Origin of the sequence: Stenotrophomonas lactitubi, assembly GCF_002803515.1 — a bacterium.
Lineage (GTDB): Bacteria > Pseudomonadota > Gammaproteobacteria > Xanthomonadales > Xanthomonadaceae > Stenotrophomonas > Stenotrophomonas lactitubi.
Genome location: NZ_PHQX01000002.1, coordinates 422,888 through 442,018, shown reverse-complemented (window position 1 = coordinate 442,018; position 19,131 = coordinate 422,888). Strand labels below are relative to the sequence as shown.

At 67.4% G+C, this 19,131-nt stretch carries 15 protein-coding genes; 10 read left to right on the top strand and 5 right to left on the bottom strand.

Going from position 1 to position 19,131, the window contains the following annotated elements:
- Positions 1 to 468: 468 nt before the first annotated feature.
- Positions 469 to 1,677, bottom strand: a complete 1,209-nt coding sequence (tyrS, locus tag CR156_RS21530; protein ID WP_100554502.1) for a tyrosine--tRNA ligase — start codon at positions 1,675 to 1,677, stop codon at positions 469 to 471.
- A gap of 167 nt (positions 1,678 to 1,844) precedes the next feature.
- Between tyrS and CR156_RS21525 the strand changes: the two genes are divergently transcribed.
- Positions 1,845 to 3,314, top strand: coding sequence for a M23 family metallopeptidase (locus CR156_RS21525; RefSeq protein ID WP_100554501.1), 1,470 nt, complete (start codon positions 1,845 to 1,847; stop codon positions 3,312 to 3,314).
- A 64-nt stretch (positions 3,315 to 3,378) separates the two neighbouring features.
- Positions 3,379 to 4,506, top strand: a complete 1,128-nt coding sequence (locus CR156_RS21520) for an anhydro-N-acetylmuramic acid kinase (protein ID WP_100554527.1) — start codon at positions 3,379 to 3,381, stop codon at positions 4,504 to 4,506.
- Between the two features lie 55 nt (positions 4,507 to 4,561).
- Here CR156_RS21520 and CR156_RS21515 read toward each other — a convergent pair whose 3' ends face one another.
- From CR156_RS21515 to CR156_RS21505, 3 genes are all read right to left on the bottom strand, one after another.
- The gene (locus tag CR156_RS21515) at positions 4,562 to 4,792 is read right to left on the bottom strand and encodes a hypothetical protein (protein WP_025879428.1); all 231 of its coding nucleotides are present in this window, start codon (positions 4,790 to 4,792) and stop codon (positions 4,562 to 4,564) included.
- Positions 4,793 to 4,869: 77 nt separating this feature from the next.
- Positions 4,870 to 6,174 carry an AmpG family muropeptide MFS transporter gene (locus tag CR156_RS21510; protein ID WP_100554500.1) on the bottom strand — a complete coding sequence of 435 codons (1,305 nt, stop codon included), beginning with the start codon at positions 6,172 to 6,174 and terminating at the stop codon, positions 4,870 to 4,872.
- A complete protein-coding gene (locus CR156_RS21505; protein ID WP_089241327.1) occupies positions 6,171 to 6,971 on the bottom strand; it encodes an exodeoxyribonuclease III in 801 nt (266 codons plus the stop codon). Before CR156_RS21505 ends, CR156_RS21510 begins: the two co-directional genes overlap by 4 nt.
- 163 nt (positions 6,972 to 7,134) lie before the next feature.
- Here CR156_RS21505 and pyrE point away from each other — a divergent pair, with 163 nt between their 5' ends.
- From pyrE to CR156_RS21465, 8 genes are all read left to right on the top strand, one after another.
- A complete protein-coding gene (gene pyrE / locus CR156_RS21500; protein WP_025879424.1) occupies positions 7,135 to 7,794 on the top strand; it encodes an orotate phosphoribosyltransferase in 660 nt (219 codons plus the stop codon).
- Positions 7,795 to 7,813: 19 nt separating this feature from the next.
- The gene (locus CR156_RS21495) at positions 7,814 to 8,473 is read left to right on the top strand and encodes a hypothetical protein (RefSeq protein WP_100554499.1); all 660 of its coding nucleotides are present in this window, start codon (positions 7,814 to 7,816) and stop codon (positions 8,471 to 8,473) included.
- A 214-nt stretch (positions 8,474 to 8,687) separates the two neighbouring features.
- Positions 8,688 to 8,780, top strand: coding sequence for a potassium-transporting ATPase subunit F (locus CR156_RS21490; RefSeq protein ID WP_005407770.1), 93 nt, complete (start codon positions 8,688 to 8,690; stop codon positions 8,778 to 8,780).
- Between the two features lie 12 nt (positions 8,781 to 8,792).
- Positions 8,793 to 10,502, top strand: a complete 1,710-nt coding sequence (gene kdpA, locus CR156_RS21485; protein WP_089241333.1) for a potassium-transporting ATPase subunit KdpA — start codon at positions 8,793 to 8,795, stop codon at positions 10,500 to 10,502.
- Between the two features lie 9 nt (positions 10,503 to 10,511).
- Positions 10,512 to 12,572 carry a potassium-transporting ATPase subunit KdpB gene (gene kdpB / locus CR156_RS21480; protein WP_100554498.1) on the top strand — a complete coding sequence of 687 codons (2,061 nt, stop codon included), beginning with the start codon at positions 10,512 to 10,514 and terminating at the stop codon, positions 12,570 to 12,572.
- A complete protein-coding gene (gene kdpC, locus CR156_RS21475; RefSeq protein ID WP_100461950.1) occupies positions 12,569 to 13,213 on the top strand; it encodes a potassium-transporting ATPase subunit KdpC in 645 nt (214 codons plus the stop codon). Before kdpB ends, kdpC begins: the two co-directional genes overlap by 4 nt.
- 51 nt (positions 13,214 to 13,264) lie before the next feature.
- The gene (locus tag CR156_RS21470; protein WP_100554497.1) at positions 13,265 to 15,925 is read left to right on the top strand and encodes a sensor histidine kinase; all 2,661 of its coding nucleotides are present in this window, start codon (positions 13,265 to 13,267) and stop codon (positions 15,923 to 15,925) included.
- Positions 15,906 to 16,619 carry a response regulator transcription factor gene (locus CR156_RS21465; protein WP_025879418.1) on the top strand — a complete coding sequence of 238 codons (714 nt, stop codon included), beginning with the start codon at positions 15,906 to 15,908 and terminating at the stop codon, positions 16,617 to 16,619. The genes CR156_RS21470 and CR156_RS21465 overlap by 20 nt, the downstream gene beginning before the upstream one ends.
- Before the next feature lie 159 nt (positions 16,620 to 16,778).
- Here CR156_RS21465 and CR156_RS21460 read toward each other — a convergent pair whose 3' ends face one another.
- On the bottom strand, positions 16,779 to 19,127 hold the full coding sequence (locus CR156_RS21460; protein WP_100554496.1) for a phosphomannomutase/phosphoglucomutase: 2,349 nt from the start codon (positions 19,125 to 19,127) through the stop codon (positions 16,779 to 16,781).
- Positions 19,128 to 19,131 lie beyond the last annotated feature (4 nt).

Below are 19,131 nucleotides of genomic sequence, written 5' to 3'. Positions count from 1 at the left end.
CTTGCTTTAAAACAATTAATAGTTGCTTGATCAAACGTCTGCAAGATGGACAATCATCCTTCCTGCAGGCGCCTTCACAAGATACCTGCGCATACTTTCAAAGATCCTGGGAAGTGGCCTCAGCGCCGTTCCCGTGTGCTGCGAAGTTTCCTTCGTAGCGAGCCGCCTATTATGCCGGACTTTTCGAGTCCGTCAACACCTTTCGTTCGATCATCTCGTTCGGCGGTGATGGCGTCCCTTGTGTCGCTGAAGCCCCTTGTTGGCGACCCCTGCGACGGGGGAGGGAAAGTATGTCCCTATTCGCGGCCTTTGTGAAGGGGGTGTGGCAACTTTTTTCATCGGATATTGCATCTGTTCATCCAGAAGGTCCTGGCAGGGACTGTTCCGCGGAGAGCAGAAGCAGCCGAGCGTGGGCTCGGCTGTACAAGAGCAGAAGCAGGGGCCGGCTGCGCCGGCCCCTGCGCCCGGTCAGGCAGCGACCAGGCGCACGCGGGCGAAGGTGCGCTTGCCGACCTGCAGCAGGCCCTCAAAGCCAGGCTGCAGCACCTGCTGGCCGTCTTCCACCACTTCGCCGTCCACCTTCACCGCACGCTCCTTGAGCTTGCGATTGGCCTCGGAGTTGCTCGGAGTCAGGCCGGCAGCGGTCAGCAGTGCGGCAATACGCAGCCCCTCGGCCGGGATCGCCACGTCCTGCAGCGGCAGCTGGGTGATATCGCCCTGCCCCGTAACAGCCGCTTCCCAGCCGGCAATCGCCTGTTCGGCCGCTGCGGCGTCATGGAAGCGGGTGGCCAGTTCACGCGCCAAGCGCAGCTTCACCACGCGCGGGTTCAGGCCAGCGGCGATCTGCTCGCGCAGGGAGGCCGCTTCGGCCTGGCTGATATTGAAGGACAGCAGCTCGATCCAACGCCACATCAGGGCGTCATCCACCTTCATGGTCTTGGTGACGATGTCGATGGCCGGTTCGCTGATGCCGATGTAGTTGCCCAGCGACTTGGACATCTTGTTGACGCCATCCAGGCCTTCCAGCAACGGCATGGTCAGCACCACCTGCGGCTTCTGGCCGTGGTGCTCCTGCAGGCCACGGCCCATCAGCAGGTTGAACTTCTGGTCGGTACCCCCCAGCTCGACGTCCGCTTCCAGGGCCACCGAGTCGTAGCCCTGCACCAGCGGGTACAGGAATTCGTGGATGGCGATGGACTGCTGGGCGGCGTAGCGCTTGGCGAAGTCGTCGCGCTCGAGCATGCGCGCCACGGTGTGCTGGCCGGCCAGGCGGATCATGTCGGCCGCGCTCATCTTGCCGAACCACTCCGAATTGAAGCGGACCTCGGTGCGGCTGCGGTCCAGCACCTTGAACACCTGCTCTTCATAGGTACGGGCGTTGGCCAGCACGTCGTCGCGGCTGAGCGGCTTGCGGGTCAGGCTCTTGCCGGAGGGGTCGCCGATCATGCCGGTGAAGTCGCCGATCAGGAAAATGACCTGGTGGCCGAGGTCCTGGAACTGACGCATCTTGTTCAGCAGCACCGTGTGGCCCAGGTGCAGGTCAGGCGCGGTGGGGTCGAAGCCGGCCTTGATGCGCAGCGGGCGGCCTTCCTGCAGGCGCGCGCGCAGATCCTCGAGCTTGAGGATCTCGTCGGCACCGCGGCCGATCAGGGCAAGGGCTTCTTCAATCGAGGACACGTGACTACTCCCGGCAACGCCGTTTCTTATGTGGGGTGTTAAAGCGAAGTTAACCCGATCGGCTTCACAAAAGCCAATAGGCACAAGGGTTTGACGCGAATTTGTTAGGTGTCTATGTTACCGGCGTTTGGGCCCGCGTTCCCGGGTCAGCCAGAGACCGACATCTGATGCTCAATTCCGATCAAGGCCGCGCACGCAAGCAGCGCTTCCAGGAACGACTCCATGTCCTGCACGACAACGCCCTGCACCGGAAGCTGAGGCAACACCTCCCCGCTGCGTTCAATGAGCGCTGGACGCGCCGTCATTGGATGCACGCCAGCCTGTTTGTGACCATCGGCGCACTGGTGGCCACGATCGTGCCGGGCTTCTCGCACACCATCGATGCCCCCTACGCCGACAGCCACACCAGCCTGGCCCTGCCGTTGCCCCCGCTGGCAATGGCCCGCCAGCAGCAGATCCCCGGTGACAGCTGGCAGGTGCTGCGGGTACAGCGCGGGCAGACCCTGAGCGACCTGTTCGACAAGGCCGGTATCTCCGCGACCACCCTGCACCGGGTGCTGGACCATCCAGGTGCGCGCGAATCGCTGACCAAGCTGCGCCCGGGCGCCGAGATCGCCTTCGACATGCCGCTGTCCGGTGACCTGCGCAGCATCCGCTTCGACCGCGATGCCGACAACCGGGTCGAGCTGAGCCTGAGCGGCGATGACATCAAGGAAACGGTGACCAAGCGCGAGACGTCCACGCGGACGGTGGTCACCAGTGGCGAGATCACCAGTTCGCTGTATGCGGCTGCACGTCGCGCAGGACTGTCGCCATCGGCAATCGCGACGATGACCGACGACATCTTCAAGTACGACATCGACTTCTCCAAGGACCTGCAGCCGGGCGACCGCTTCAGCGTGGTGATGGACGAGACCTGGCGCGAGGGCGAGAAGGTCGATACCAGCAAGATCCTGGCCGCGACCTTCACTACTGGCGGCAAGACCTATTCCGGCTTCCGCTTCGACCGCAACGGCAAGTCCGAGTACTACGACATCAGTGGCCGTTCGCTGAAGAAGAGCTTCATCCGCATGCCGATCCCGTTTGCGCGGCTGAGCTCGACCTTCGGCGCGCGCAAGCACCCGGTGCTGGGCAAGATGCGCATGCACAAGGGCGTGGACTATGCCGCGCGCACCGGTACCCCGATCATGGCCGCCGGCGACGCGCGGGTGCAGTTTGTCGGCGTGCAGCGCGGTTACGGCAACGTGGTGATCCTCGACCATGGCCGCGGCCACACCACCCTGTACGGCCACATGTCGCGCTTTGCCGGGATCAAGAACGGCCAGCGCGTGGCCCAGGGCACGGTGATCGGCTACGTCGGCTCGACCGGCCTGGCGACCGGCCCGCACCTGCACTACGAATTCCGGGTCAATGGCGAGCACCGCAACCCGCTGACGGTGACCATGCCGCCGCCGGAGCCGCTGAAGGGCGCCGAGCTGGTGGCGTTCCGGGCACAGACCGCGCCGGCAATGGCCCGCATCCAGGGCATGGAGAAGCTGATCTACGCCGACGCCAGCCCCGCACCGGCCGCCGAAAGCGCGACCACCGAGGTGGCCAGCACCAAGGACAAGGCGCCGGCAGGCCGCAAGCGCGGCTGAGCCCTGCGTTGACGAAGGAGGACACGGCAGCACAAGCTTGCCGTGTCCTTTTTTTATGCCCGCCATGAACACCACTGCCGATCCGTCCCTTCCCCTTTACTTGGGCCTGATGTCGGGCACCAGTGCTGACGGCATCGATGCCGCGCTGGTGCAGTTCCCAGCCGACGGAGGTTGCCGCTTCGTGCATGGGCTGACCGCCCGCTGGGAGCCGGTACTGCGGGCGCGGCTGGTAGCCCTCGGTGAAGGCGGTCCGCTGCAGTCGCTGGAGGAGCTGGGCGAGCTGGACGCGCGGATTGCGATCAGCTTCGCCGCCGCCGCCAACCAGCTGCTGGACGAAGCCGGTGTCGACCGTTCGCAGGTGCGGGCCATCGGCTCGCACGGGCAGACGGTGCGCCATCGACCGCTGGCCGATCCGGCGTTCACCCTGCAGCTGGGTGACGGCAACCGCATCGCCGAACTGACCGGCATCACCACGGTGTGCGATTTCCGCCGCCGCGACGTTGCCGCCGGCGGTCATGGTGCTCCGCTGATGCCGGCCTTCCACCTGGGCATGCTGGGTGCGGCCGATGAAGACCGCGCGGTGCTGAACCTGGGCGGGATCGCCAACCTGACCCTGATTCCGCGCGAAGGCGTCGTGCGTGGCTTCGATACCGGCCCGGCCAACGCGCTGATGGATGCCTGGTGCCAACGCCATACCGGGCGCAGCTTCGACGCTGACGGTGCCTACGCGGCCAGTGGTGCGGTGGATGACAGCCTGCTGGCCGGCTGGCGCGCCGACCCGTGGTTTGCGCTGCCACCGCCCAAGAGCACCGGGCGCGAGCAGTTCCACCTGCCGTGGGCCGAAGCGCACATGGAGGAAGGCCAGTTTGCCGCCGCCGATGTACAGGCGACGCTGCTGGAGCTGACCGCGGCGACGGTGGTGGATGCGCTGCTGGCCCAGCAGCCGGACACCCGCCGGGTACTGGTATGCGGCGGCGGTGTGCGCAACGCGCAGTTGATGCGGCGGCTGGCGGCGCGACTGCCGGGCGTGGTGGTCGAATCCACGGCACTGCACGGGCTGGACCCGGAGTATGTGGAGGCGATGGGGTTTGCGTGGCTGGCGCAGCGGACGATGGACGGGCTGGCGGGCAACCTGCCGAGCGTGACCGGGGCGAAGGGGCCGCGGATTCTCGGGGCGATCCATTTGGCGTAGAGGTTGGCGCCATCCACGCATGGCGTGGATCTACTGTTAGCCGGCCCTGCGGCAGCTAATCGAAGCCTTGGCCGGCAGGGAGGGCCTGCAGTGCGGCGATCGCATCGGACAGGGCGTCGACTTCGGGATCACCGAAGCCGGAGCGGACCTCCAGTTCACTGCTGAACAGGCCCTGCTCCAGCAGGACCGCGCAGGTCTGTTCATGGGTCCAGCCTCGGGCAACCGAGACCCGTTTGATGCGTTCCAGCAGCAGCGGGTCCAGGTCCCGCAGCACTACGTCGGCCATGCTCACTTCCCCGTTCGCAAGGCACCGCCCCCTCGGCGCGTCGGGGCGATCATCCCGCAGTAAGCGCGGACAGGCAATCAGGCGGCGGGTGACGGCCCACGATCAAGGATGCGTGGCCACAGCCAAGCCAGCAGCAGCATGGTCGGCACCACCGTGACAGCGCTGAGCATGAAGAAGGTGCTGTACGAGGTGGCCTCCACGATGTAGCCGGAGACGCCGCCGACGAACTTGCCCGGCAGATTGGCCAGTGATACCAGCAGGGCGTACTGGGTCGCGGTGAAGTTGCGATCGGTCAGCGAAGACATGAACGCCACCAGTACCGTGCCGGCGAAGCCCTGGAACAGGTTGTCGGCACTGAGCGCAGCGTAGAACGCCCACAACTGCCCCGGATTGTGCGCCATCAGCAGGAAGGCCAGGTTGGACAGGGCTACGCCCAGCGCCGCGACAAGCAGCATCCGGCGGAAACCGAAGGCGGCAACGGCGATACCGCCAATGAACGCCCCACCAATACCCATCCACACGCCGAACAGCTTGGAGACCGTAGCGATGTCGGCCTTGTCGAAGCCCGAGTCGAGATAGAAGGGTCCGGCCATCACGCCGATGACCTGGTCGGGAAACTTGAAGAACCCGACGAACGCCAGCAGCGCCAGTGCCAGCCCCATGCCGTTGCGGCTGAAGAAGCTGGTGATCGGCTGCACGAACGCTTCGGCAATGTCGATGCGGCGCTGGACGGCGTTGGCCGGACGCTCGGGCTCGCGGCAGAACAGGGTGGTGATGATCGGCAGGATCATCAGTGCAGCCATGGCCAGATAGGCAATGATCCAGCCTTCGAACTGTGCCAGGTACAAGGCGCCGGCACCGGCCAGGATCAGGCCGATGCGATAGCCCAGCGTATACGTGGCGGCCAACGCGGCCTGCGCGGTCTGCGGGGCGATCTCGATGCGGTAGGCGTCGACCACCGAATCCTGGGTGGCGCCTGCAAAGGACGCCACCAGTACCCAGGCCACCAGCGGCCACACACCCTGCTCTGGCCGAACGAACGCCAGTGCAACCAGGCCCACCAGCACCAGGATCTGCGAGACCAGCAGCCACGAGCGGCGGCGACCCAGGAAACCCAGCAACGGAAACGCGTAGCGATCCAGCAGGGGAGCCCAGACGAATTTGAGCAGGTAGAAGAAGCTGGCCAGGCTGATCAGGCCGATGCTGCCCAGATCGAGGCCGACATCGCGCAAGCGGGTGGACAGGGTCTGCGAGGCGATCAGCAGGAACGGCAGGCCGCTGCCGAAGCCCAGCAGGGCCATGGTGAGCGCCGAGGGCGTGCCGAACGCACGCTTGATGCCGGCCCAGCCCTTGTAGCCGGCCGGCTTGGCAGCCTCAGTCACAGGTCGTAGTCCACGATGAACGGTGCGTGGTCGGAGAAGCGCTGGTCGCGGTAGATCGAGCAGCTGCGCAGGCGGTCACGCAGGCCCGGGGTGATGAACTGGTAGTCGATGCGCCAACCCACGTTGTTGGCGCGGGCGGCACCACGGTTGCTCCACCAGGTGTAGTCCTCGCCGGTCGGATTGAGCAGGCGGTAGGCATCGGCCCAGCCGCGACCGGTGGCTACGTCGGTGGCCTGGCCGTGGTCGGCGCACAGGGCGTTGAGCCAGTCGCGCTCCTCGGGCAGGCAGCCGGAGTTCTTCTGGTTGGACTTCCAGTTCTTGATGTCCAGCGCCGAGCGGACGATGTTCCAGTCGCCACACAGCACGTAGTCGCGGCCGCTGCGCGCCCACTCCTCAAGGATCGGCCGCAGCCACTCCATCACTTCGAACTTGAAGCCCTGCCGCAGGTCACCCGAGCTGCCGGACGGAATATAGAAGGAGACCACGCTGAGGTTGCCGAAGCGTGCCTCGATGTAGCGGCCTTCGTCGTCGAACGGTGCCCAGCCCAGCGAGGTGATGACCTGGTCCGGTTCGCGCTTGCTGTAGATCGCCACGCCGCTGTAGCCCTTCTTGGTGATGGCATCGCGGTAGAAGCAATGGTGGCCATCCGGGCGGAACATCGGGTCGGTCAGCTGGTCTTCCTGGGCCTTGGTCTCCTGGATGCAGAGGACGTCGGCGTCCTGGCCACGGAACCAGTCGAGGAAGCCCTTGGTGGCGGCCGAACGGATGCCATTGGCATTGAAACTGATGATGCGCATGCGGAAGAACCTACGGCGGGAAACCGGGCAAGCATACCGGTTGCCTGCCGGGCTGAGCAGCCCGCGGGGGCCGCCCCGGATACCCGCGTGAAGGAGCCGGACGAGCGCGAAAAGCCCAGCTGGATTAGGATTTGCGCTCCAAATGAAGATGAATCGAGTTTTGATGAGCGACCACCGTCACCGTTTCCTGCAGCTGGCCCTGACCGCCGATGCCCTGCGCTTCGGCCAGTTCACCCTCAAGTCCGGCCGGCTGAGCCCCTATTTCTTCAACGCCGGCCGTTTCGACTCCGGTTCCCTGCTGTCGCAGCTGGGCGCGTGCTATTCCGACGCCATCGACGCCACCGGGATCAAGTACGACGTGGTGTTCGGCCCGGCCTACAAGGGCATTCCGCTGGCCACCGCGATGGCATGCGAGCTGGCCCAGCGCGGCCGCGATCTGCCGCTGTCGTTCAACCGCAAGGAAGTGAAGGACCATGGTGAAGGCGGCCAGCTGATCGGCGCCGACATGACCGGCAAGCGCGTGCTGATCGTCGACGACGTGATCACCGCCGGCACTGCCATCCGCGAGGCGCTGGCGATCATCCGCGCTGCGGGCGGCATTCCGGCCGGCATCGTGGTGGCCCTGGACCGCCAGGAGATCGCCTCGGACAGCGACCATCGCTCCGCCGCACAGGCCGTGGCCGAAGAAGCCGGCATCCCGGTGATCGCCGTAGCGACGCTGGCCGACCTGCTTGATTTCGCGTCCGGAAATCCGGAACTTGTAGGCTACCGGCAGCCGCTGGAGGCCTATCGCGCCCAGTACGGCGTCCGTTCCACGCGCTGACCACCAGGGGGAAGGTCGCATGTTCCGAGTTCCTGCCATCGTCGCCGCCAGCCTGCTGCTGGTGATGCCGCAGACGCTGCTGGCACAGTCCGGCGGCAAGGCTGCAGACAAGAAGCTGTACTGCTGGAACGAGGGCAAGGAGCGGATCTGCAGCGATGCGCTGCCAGCCGATGCGGTCAACCACGCCCGCGATGAGTTCAGCGCCAACAGCGGCCTGCGCAATGCGCAGGTGCAGCGCGCGTTGAGCGATGAGGAACGCGCTGCCGCCAGCACGGCGGCGGCGCAGGCCCAGCTGGACCAGATGGCCGAGCAGACCCGCCAGCGCACCGAACAGGCGATGCTGACCACCTACGGTGATGAGAACGCGCTGCGGCGCGTGTTCGCCGAGCGCCAGGAGGTGCTCGACAACAACCTCAAGACCGCCCAGTACAACGTGGCCAGCCTGCGCGATTCGCTGGTGGCCCTGCTTGCTGCCGCCGGTGACCGCGAACTGGCCGGCGGCAAGGTGGCCGACAAGCAGGCCCAGGCGATCGCCCAGCGCCATGCGCAGCTGAAGTCGCAGCAGCGGCTGCTGGCCAGCTTCGAACAGCAGCAGCAGGCATTGAAGGTCGAGATCGAAAGCAGCCTGCAGCGCTATCGGCAACTGAAGGGATTGGCGCCGGCGAGCCAAGCCCCGTGACTGCCGGTAGAGCCGAGCCCACGCTCGGCTCCGCTTGACCTCGGGAAAGAGCAGCCGAGCGTAGGCTCGGCTCAGCAGGGGGGCTGGTTACGGGTTGGCCCACGGAATTTATGCACTCTTTACGCGTCGGCCCGGTCCGGCGCGTAGTGCGTTTATGGGGGTGGGGACGACGATGACGGCCTGAGGTGGAGGGGTTCCACCAGGTCTCAATTCCATGTCCCCCTGGCTGTCGTTGCTGTGTGGCGTGCTGGTGCTGGTTGCCGCCGCCTATCTTCTTTATGTCGTGCTGCGGCCCGAGTCGTTCTGAGCGGAGCCTGCCATGACTGAAATTCTTGCCATTCTTGCCGCCAGCCTGCTGTTGGCCTGGCCCCTGGGCCTCTATCTTGCCCGGGTGATGCGCGGCACGCCGATGAAGGTCGACGTGCTGTTCCACTGGATCGAAAAGCCGCTGTACAAGGTGCTCGGCGTCGATCCCTCACGTTCGATGTCCTGGCGGGGCTACGTGCTGGCGTTCGTGCTCAGCAACGTGGTGATCGCGGTGCTGACCCAGGCCGTGTTCATGACCCAGGCGTGGTTGCCGTTGAATCCGGACCAGATCCCGAACATGCGCTGGGACACGGCGCTGCACACGATGATCTCGTTCCTGACCAACACCAACCAGCAGCACTACTCCGGCCAGGCGCAGCTGTCCTACTTCTCGCAGATGACCGGCATCACCGGCCTGCAGGTGGTGACGCCGATGATGGGCCTGGCGCTGGCCGTGGCGACGCTGCGTGCGTTGTTCTCGCGTGCGCCGAAATCGGTCACCGCGCCCGTCGCGGGCGATGACCGCCAGGTGGCGGTGGGCAATTACTACGCGGACGTCGTGCGCTTGTGCGTGCGCTTCCTGTTGCCGCTGTGCCTGGTATGGACGCTGCTGCTGACCAGCCAGGGCGTGCCCTCCACGATGGCCGGTGGCCCGCAGGCCACGCCGATCGACGCCAGTGCCGGCATGGCGCAGCAGAAGCTGCCGCTGGGTCCGGTTGCGGCGATGGTCGCGGCCAAACAACTGGGTGCCAATGGTGGCGGCTGGTATGGCCCGAACAGCAGCTTCCCGCTGGAGAACCCGACCCCGGTGTCGAACATGCTGGAGGTGATCGGCATCCTGCTGGTGCCGATGGCGGTGATCTTCATGATCGGCGCGTTCACCGGGCGCCGTCGTTTCGGCGCGCTGGTGTTCAGCTGCATGCTCGGCATGTCGCTGCTGTCCACCGGCGCGATGGTGTGGAGCGAGGGCCATAGCGCCAGCGCGGCCACGCCGCTGCTGATGGAAGGCAAGGAAGTGCGCTTCGGCGCCGATGGCACCGCGCTATGGGCGGCGGTGACCACCCAGGTCTCCAACGGTTCGGTCAACGGCATGCACGATTCGCTGAGCCCGCTCTCTGGCGGCCTGGCGATGGTCAACATGCTGGTCAGCGCGATCTGGGGCGGCATCGGCTGCGGCCTGCAGCAATTCATCGTGTACCTGCTGCTGGGTGTGTTCCTGGCAGGGCTGATGACCGGCCGTACGCCGGAGCTGTTCGGTCGCAAGCTGGAAACGCCACAGGTGCGCCTGCTGGCCCTGCTGGTGCTGCTGCAGCCGATCACCCTGCTGCTGTTCACCGCGATCACGCTGGCCGTGCCCGGTCTGGCCGGTACCTCCAATCCCGGTTTCCACGGCATCAGCCAGGTGTTCTACGAGTATGTCTCGGCCTACGCCAACAACGGCTCGGGCTTCGAGGGCCTGGGCGACGCCACGCCGTGGTGGAACCTGAGCTGCTCGCTGGTGTTGCTGCTGGGCCGCTTCCCGCTGCTGATCATCCCGCTGGTGGTGGCCGCGCAGCTGGCCGCCAAGCGGCAGGCCCCTGAATCGGCTGGCAGCCTGCAGATCGAAACCCCGACCTTCGCCCTGACTCTGGTCTCGGTGATCGTCATCCTGACCGTGCTGCAGTTCATGCCGGCGCTGGTACTCGGCCCTATCGCCGACCACCTGAGCCTGGGACTGCACTGAGGACACCCCATGAGTAGTCACGCAACCGCAAACCATTCCTCCTCCGTGGCGTCCCGCCCGGCCCTGCTCGATGCCGCCGGCCTGCGCCGCGCGCTCATCGAGGCCGTACGCAAGCTGTCGCCGATGCACCTGGTGCGCAGCCCGGTGATGGCGGTGGTGATGGCCGGCACGGTCGTCGCCGCGATCATCACCCTGACCGGCAACGCGCCACTGGGCTTCGGCCTGGCGGTGACGGCGATCCTGCTGGTCACCGTGCTGTTCGGCAATTTCGCCGAGGCCGTGGCCGAAGCACGCGGCCGTGGCCAGGCCGCCTCGCTGCGCCGCGCCCGCCAGGACCTGGTGGCGCGCCGTCTGGCGTCGGCGCAGGCCGGTGCAAGTGAAACCCAGGTGCCCGCCGCCGAGCTGCGCCCCGGCGACCACGTGATCGTCAGTGCCGGCGAGCTGGTGCCGGCCGACGGCGAGATCGTGCAGGGCCTGGCCACCATCAACGAAGCGGCGGTGACCGGCGAGTCGGCACCGGTGCTGCGCGAGGCGGGTACTGATCGCTCCGGCGTGATCGGCGGCACCAAGGTGCTGTCCGACCAGATCGTCGTGCGCATCACCGCCGAGCCGGGGCACAGCTTCCTGGACCGGATGATCGCGCTGGTGGAAGGTGCCAACCGACAGAAGACGCCGAATGAAATCGCGCTGACCCTGCTGCTGGCGGCGATGACGCTGACCTTCCTGGTGGTGGTGGCGACGCTGCCGGCGATCGGTGCCTCGGTGGGCGTCAAGGTCGATCCGCTGCTGCTGATCGCGCTGCTGGTGTGCCTGATCCCGACCACCATCGGTGGCCTGCTGCCGGCCATCGGCATCGCCGGCATGAACCGTGCGCTGGCCGCCAACGTGCTGGCCAAGTCCGGCAAGGCGGTGGAAGTGGCCGGTGACGTCGACGTGCTGCTGCTCGACAAGACCGGCACCATCACCTACGGCGACCGCCAGGCGAGCCACTTCCATGCACTGGCCGGGATCGACGCCGACCAGCTTCGTGAGGCGGCACTGCTGTCTTCGCTGGCCGACCCGACCCCGGAAGGCAAATCGATCGTGCGCCTGGCCCGCGAACAGGGCTGCACCACCGCCGAGCCGGACCAGGCCGACTACCTGGCTTTCAGTGCGCAGACCCGCATGTCCGGTGTCGACCTGATGCACGGCCGGCAGATCCGCAAGGGCGCTGCCGATGCGATCCGCGCCCATGTGCTGGCGCTCGGCGGCACCGTGCCGGCGGAACTGGCCGGGCGCGTGGACCAGGTCGCACGCAATGGTGCCACGCCGCTGGTGGTGGCCGAGGGTCGCCATGTGCTGGGCGTGATCGAGCTGTCGGACGTGGTCAAGCACGGCATGCGCGAGAAGTTCGCACAGCTGCGGGCGATGGGTATCCGCACGGTGATGATCACCGGCGACAACCCGCTGACGGCCGCCGCGATCGCTGCCGAAGCCGGTGTGGACGACTACATCGCCGAGGCGCGGCCGGAGGACAAGCTGGCACGCATCCGTGCCGAGCAGGCCGGTGGCCGCCTGGTGGCGATGGTCGGCGACGGTACCAACGATGCGCCGGCGCTGGCCCAGGCCGACATCGGCCTGGCGATGAACTCGGGCACGCAGGCGGCCAAGGAAGCCGGCAACATGGTCGACCTGGATTCGGATCCGGCCAAGCTGCTGGCGGTGGTGGAGGTGGGCAAGCAGCAGCTGATCACCCGCGGCGCGCTGACCACGTTCTCGCTGGCCAACGATGTATCCAAGTACTTCGCGATCCTGCCGGCGTTGTTTGCCGCCACCGTGCCTGCGATGGCCGCGTTGAACGTGATGCAGCTGTCGAGCCCGCGCAATGCGGTGCTGGCGGCGCTGATCTTCAATGCGCTGGTGATTCCCGCCCTGATTCCGCTGGCGTTGCGCGGTGTGCGCTTCCGCCCGGCCACCGCAACGGCGCTGCTGCGCCGGAACATGCTGGTGTACGGCCTGGGTGGCGTGCTGCTGCCGTTCGCGGCAATCAAGTTGATCGACCTTCTTCTTGTCCTGGTATTCGGCGCATGAACCGTTCTGACTCCCCTTCCCTTTCCCGCGAGCTGAAAAGCGAGGCGCGCGTGGCCACGTTGCAGGATGGCGCCAGCTGGCGCCCGGCCATCGGCCTGGGCGTGGCCACCCTGCTGCTGGCCGGTGCGGTCTACGCCGGCATCGCCACCGGTTTCGCCGGCCTGTCCTTCCCGGCGCAGGCCGAAGGCAGCCTGCTGCGTGATGGCAGCGGCCAGGTGCGTGCTTCGGCATGGCTGTCGCAGCCGTTCACTGGCGATGGCTACTTCCAGGCACGACCGTCAGCGGCCAACTACGACCCGATGGCAGCGGCCGGTTCCAACCTGGCACGCAGCAACCCGGCGCTGGCCGAACGCGTGGCGGCGAGCACTGCGGCAGTGGCCGCGCGCGAAGGCGTAGCGCCTGCGCAGGTTCCTGCCGATCTGGTCACCCAGTCCGGCGGCGGCCTGGATCCGCAGTTGTCGCCGGCGGCAGCACAGCTGCAGGTGGCACGCGTGGCCCGTGCGCGTGGCCTGCCGGTCGAGCGCGTGCAGGCGCTGGTGAAGGCCAACACGCAAGGGCGGCAATGGGGTGTGTTCGGCCAGCCACGGGTGAACGTGGTGACGCTGAACTTCGCCCTTGACCACGCAGCACGCGCACCGTGATGCAGGCCTGCACCCGCTGCGCGCACAATGGCGGCCATGACAGCGGCCCCCATGACTGATCTGCGGACCCGCCAGGCCAACGCCCTGGTGGAAGGCCTGCAACGCGAAGCCGGTGGCAAGCTCACTGTGTTCCTGGGCGCTGCGCCGGGCGTCGGCAAGACCTACGCCATGCTGACCCGTGCGCAGGAACAGCTGCGCCGTGGCGTGGACCTGGTGGTGGGCCTGGTGGAGACCCACGGCCGCGCCGATACCCAGGCCCTGCTGGAAGGCCTGCCACGGCTGCCGCTGAAGGACGTGGCCTACCATGGCCACGACCTGCAGGAGATGGACCTGGACGCCGTGCTGGCACGCAGGCCGGCGCTGGTGCTGGTGGACGAGCTGGCCCATCGCAATGCGCCGGGCAGCCGCCATGAACGTCGCTGGCAGGACGTGATGGAACTGCTGGACGCCGGCATCGACGTCTGGACCACGGTCAACATCCAGCATCTGGAAAGCCTCAACGATGTGGTGATGCGCATCACCGGCGTGCGCGTCAGCGAGACCGTGCCCGACGGCGTGCTCGACCGCCTGCACGACATCGTGCTGGTCGATCTGCCGCCGCGCGAACTGATCGCGCGCCTGCAGCAGGGCAAGGTGTACGTGCCCGAGCAGGCCGCGCAGGCACTGCAGGCGTTCTTCTCGCCGGCCAACCTGACCGCATTGCGCGAACTGGCGATGCAGGAAGCGGCCGACCGCGTTGACAGCAGCCTGCGCGAAGCGCGCGCCGCCCGCGGCGAGAGCAATCTGCCCCTGCGACGCGGCGTGCTGGTGGCGATCGATGGCGGCGGCCAGAGTGAATACCTGGTGCGGGTGGCGCGACGCATCGCCGAACGCCGCGATGCACCGTGGACGGTAGTGACAGTGCAGGGACGCCGCCAGGACGAGGCGACCCGGCGCGAGATCGATGCTGCGTTCGCGCTGGCCCGCCGCCTCGGCGGCGACGCCGAGCTGCTGCACGGCTCCAGCATCGCCGACGCATTGCTCGACCACGCCGCGCACAACGGCGTGTCCACGCTGGTCCTGGGCCGCACCCGCGAGCGACCACTGGCGCGGATGTTCAACCGCACCCTGACCCAGCAGCTGATCCAGCGCGGCGCGCACTACGAGATCACCATCATCAGCACGCCGCAGGCGCGGGCGCGTTCCCGTCGTGAAGGCCTGCTGCCACCAATGCGTGGGATCAGCCACGAACCATTGCAGGCGCTGATCGCCACCGGCCTGGCCTGCGCGGTCGCTTGGCTGGTGGAACGCTGGGTGGGCATGGCCGATCTGTCGATGGTGTTCATCGTGGCCGTTGTGCTGGTAGCCGCGCGTACCCGCGCCAGCGTCGCGGTGATGGCGGCGATCCTGTGTTTCCTCGCCTACAACTTCCTGTTCATCGCGCCACGCTTCACCTTCGCCATCGGCGCACGGCAGGGCGTAATCACCGTGTTCCTGTTCCTGGCGGCGGCATTGGTTGCCGGACGCCTGGCGTCGCGCCTGCGCATGCAGGTGATCGCCCTGCGCGCGGCCAACCGCCATGCGCGCGCGCGCCAGCAGCTGGGCCGGCAGCTGGCCAGCGCGGCCGGCAACGGTGAAGTGGCACAGGCCGGCCGGCATGCGCTGGAACAGGCCATGGACGTGCCCGCCTGGCTGCGGATCGGCGCCGATATCGCCGCCGGTGGCCGTCACCTGCCCGGTGATACCGACCTGGCGGCAGCCGACTGGGCCCTGCGCCATGGCCAGCCCAGTGGCCGCTTCACCGATACCCTCGCTGGCGCGCAATGGTGGTTCCTGCCGCTGTTGGACGGCGAGGACCGTGCGATCGGTGTGGCCGGCCTGTACCTGCCAGGTGCGCAGGCGCGGCTGCTGCCCGAACAGCGCCAACTGGCCGAAGCGATGGTCGATGACATCGCCCAGGCGGCGTTGCGCACGCGCCTGGTGGCGGAGCTGGAACAGGCGCACGTCAGCAACGAGACCGAGCGGCTGCGCTCTGCCCTGCTCTCCTCGGTGTCGCACGACCTGCGTTCGCCGCTGGCGGCGATGATCGGCTCGGCCGACAGCCTGGCCAGCTACGGCGCGGCGATGGATCTGGCCGACCGCCGCGCCTTGCTGGACACCATCCTGGTCGAAGGCGAGCGCCTGGACCGCTACATCCAGAACCTGCTGGACATGACCCGGTTGGGCCACGAGGGCCTGAAGATCAACCGCGACTGGATAGGCGTGGATGAGCTGATTGGTTCGGCCGCCCGGCGCCTGCAGCGCTACCAGCCGACGGTGCGGCTGGAGCTGGATATTCCGGCGACGCTGGCACCGATCTGGGTGCATCCGGCACTGGTCGAGCAGGCGGTGTTCAATGTGATGGAGAACGCTGCCAAGTTCTCGCCGGCCGATGCCGCCGTGCAGGTACTGGCGCGCGAACTGGACGGTCAGCTGCGTATCGACGTGATCGATGCCGGCCCCGGCATTCCCGACGACGAGCGCGCGCGCATCTTCGACATGTTCTACAGCGTCGAGCGCGGCGACCGCGGCCGCCACGGCACCGGCCTCGGCCTGACCATCTGCCAGGGCATGATCGGCGCGCATGGCGGCAGCGTGCAGGCGCTGCCCGGGCGCGACGGTCGCGGTACCCTGATCCGCATCACCCTGCCCCTGCTCAAGCCAGCCTCCCACGATGAGTCCGACCCCGACTGATGCCAGCGCACCGGCCCCGCGCGTGCTGGTGATCGACGATGAAACCCAGATCCGCCGGTTCCTGGACATCAGCCTGCGCGCGCAGGGCTATCAGGTGCGCCAGGCTGCGACCGGCCAGGAAGGCCTGCAGATGGCCGCCAGCGAGGACATGGACCTGGTGATCCTGGACATCGGCCTGCCGGACATGGAAGGCCACGAGGTGCTGGAACAGCTGCGGCAGTGGAGCCAGGTGCCGGTGATCATGCTGACCGTGCGTGCCGGTGAAACCGAGAAGGTGCGTGCACTGGACAACGGCGCCAACGACTACGTGACCAAACCCTTCGGGACCCAGGAGCTGATGGCACGGGTGCGGGCGCTGCTGCGCACACGCAGCGTACCGACCGATGGCACGCCGCCGGTGTTCGACGATGGCCACCTGCACGTGGACCTGGTGCGCCGCGAAGTGGCGATTGATGGCGAACTGGTGGCATTGACCCGCAAGGAGTACGCGCTGTTGTCGCTGCTGCTGCGCAATGCCGGGCGGGTGGTGACCCAGCCGCAGATCCTGCAGGAAATCTGGGGACCCACCCACCAGCACGACACCCACTACCTGCGCATCCTGGTCGGCAAGCTGCGGCACAAGCTGGGCGACTCGGCGCTGGATTCACGCTACCTGTTCACCGAGCCCGGTGTGGGGTTGCGGTTCAAGGGGTGAGGTGTGCCGACCAACGGTCGGCACCCACCAGACAAGTAGATCCACGCCATGCGTGGATGGACATCCATTGAAGAGCATCCACGCATGGCGTGGATCTACCGTGTCGACCAAGGTCGACACCTACCAAGAGCAGCCGAGCAGGGTGTGCCGGGCAGCACCTCAGAAGCCCAGCGGGGTGTCGCCCAGCACCGGCTGCAGCTGGCTGCGGAACAATGCCTGGATGCGTTCCAGTGCCGCTTCGTCGTTGCCTTCGAAGCGCAGCACCAGCACCGGCGTGGTATTGGACGCGCGCACCAAGCCCCAGCCGTCGGCGAAGTCCACCCGCAGGCCGTCGATGGTCGACAGGCGACCGCCGACATACGGGTTGTCCGGCGACTGCGCAGCAGCCACCAGCATCGCCACCAACGCATGCGGGGTTCCCTCGGCCACTGGCACCTTCAGCTCCGGCGTCGCCACCATTTCCGGCAGTTCGGCCAGCACTTCGTCCGGCGTTTCTTCGCGCTGGGCCAGGATCTCCAGCAGGCGTGCAGCGGCGTACAGGCCATCGTCGAAGCCGAACCAGCGCTCCTTGAAGAAGAAGTGGCCGCTCATCTCGCCCGCCAGTTCGGCGTCGGTCTCGCGCATCTTCGCCTTCATCAGCGAGTGCCCGGTCTTCCACATCAACGGGCTGCCACCATTGCGCAGCACGTGATCGGACAACTTGCCGGTGCACTTCACGTCGTAGATCACCATCGCGCCCGGATTGCGCATCAGCACGTCGGCGGCGAACAGCATCAGCAGACGGTCGGCGTAGATGATCTTGCCTTCACCGGTGACCACGCCAAGGCGATCGCCATCACCATCGAACGCCACGCCGAGGTCGGCGCCGAAGCGCTTGACCGTCTGCACCAGGTCTTCCAGGTTGGCCGGTTCGCTGGGATCGGGGTGGTGGTTGGGGAAGGTGCCGTCGACATCGCAGTACAACGGAATGACTTCGGCGCCGATCGCTTCCAGCAGCTGCGGCGCGAAGGCACCGGCCACGCCGTTGCCCGCATCGGTAACCACCTTCAGCGGGCGGTCCAGCTGCACGTCATCGGCAATACGCTGGATGTAGTCGGCGCTGACCTCGCGCTGCTGGTAGTCACCCGGTTCCGCCGCCTGCACCAGGCGGCCTTCGACAATGCGCTGGTAAAGGTCGGTGATCGCATCGCCGGACAGGGTTTCACCACCGATGACGATCTTGAAACCGTTGTAGTCCGGCGGGTTGTGGCTGCCGGTGACCGCAACACAGGTACCGGTGCGCAGGTGGAAGGCGGCGAAATACACGACCGGGGTCGGAGCCAGGCCGATATCGATCACCGCACAGCCGGCACGCCGCAGGCCTTCGGCCAGCCCCGCCGACAGTTCCGGACCGGACAGGCGGCCATCGCGGCCGATCACCACCTCGCGCAGGCCCTGCTCGAGGGCGACGGTGCCGATGGCCTGGCCGATCAGCGCGGCGGTGCGCGCCGTCAGTTCGCTGCCGACCACGCCGCGGATGTCGTAGGCGCGGAAGATGCCCGCAGCCAGTTCCTCGGCGGGAACCGGTGGCGGCGGAGGCGGCGCAGCCTCGGCCACCGCCTGGCCGGGTACCGTCGGCGGCACCATCTGCAGGCTTTCACGCAGGGTCGGGCCGTGATCGGCGTCGGCCACCGCGCTGCGCCGGCTGGGCAGCGGCAGTGACTTCGGCAGTCGGCCACGGCCTACCACCAGCAGTACCGCGATGAAGGCCAGCAGCAGGGCGACAATCGCGCTGGCCAGGGCTCCCAGTCCCAGTGGGCCGGGTTCCACATTGGGTACCCCGGCGGCCAGTCGCAGCGTGGTTCCGGCCACCGGGCGCGCCATTGCCTCGGCGCTCTCGGACAGGCCGGTATCGCCCTGCACCACGATGTTGTGCGTTCCCTGGCGCAGCGCCAGGAAGCCGTTGCCGGGGGCGCGCACCTGGTCCAGCGGCGCGGTCAACCGCAGCAGCGGCTGGCGCACATACACCACCGCCGGTCCCACACCGGCCAGCTGTACCGGCGCGGCCAGACCCAGGCGGTTGCCGCCGCCATCGCGGACCACGCGCAGGGTTGCCTTGCCATCGGCCAGCGCCGATTCCAGCAGGGCCAGGCGTGCATATCCAAAGGTGGCCGCATCTGCGTAGCCCGCGGCCAGGTCAGCGCCCAGCACCTCCACCTGCTCGACGCCGGTCCAGCTTTCCCGCAGCGCCAGCGCGGCGCCGGCGGCATCACCCGCCTGCAGCGCCTGCTGGACGCGGTCGCCCTTCAACTGCTGCTGCAGCTGCTGCAACTGGCCGGAGGCGGCCTGCTGCAGCCCTTGCACGGCCTGGTCGCGCGCCTGTTCCAGCGCGTCCCCGCTGGCTGCCTGCCGCCACTGCTGTACCGCGCTCCAGCCGAACCACGCGGCCAGCAGTACCAGCAGCACACCCAGCAATGGCGCGCTCCGTCCCAACGACTTTCCCCGCTGTGCTTCCCCGATGCCGCTCATCGAT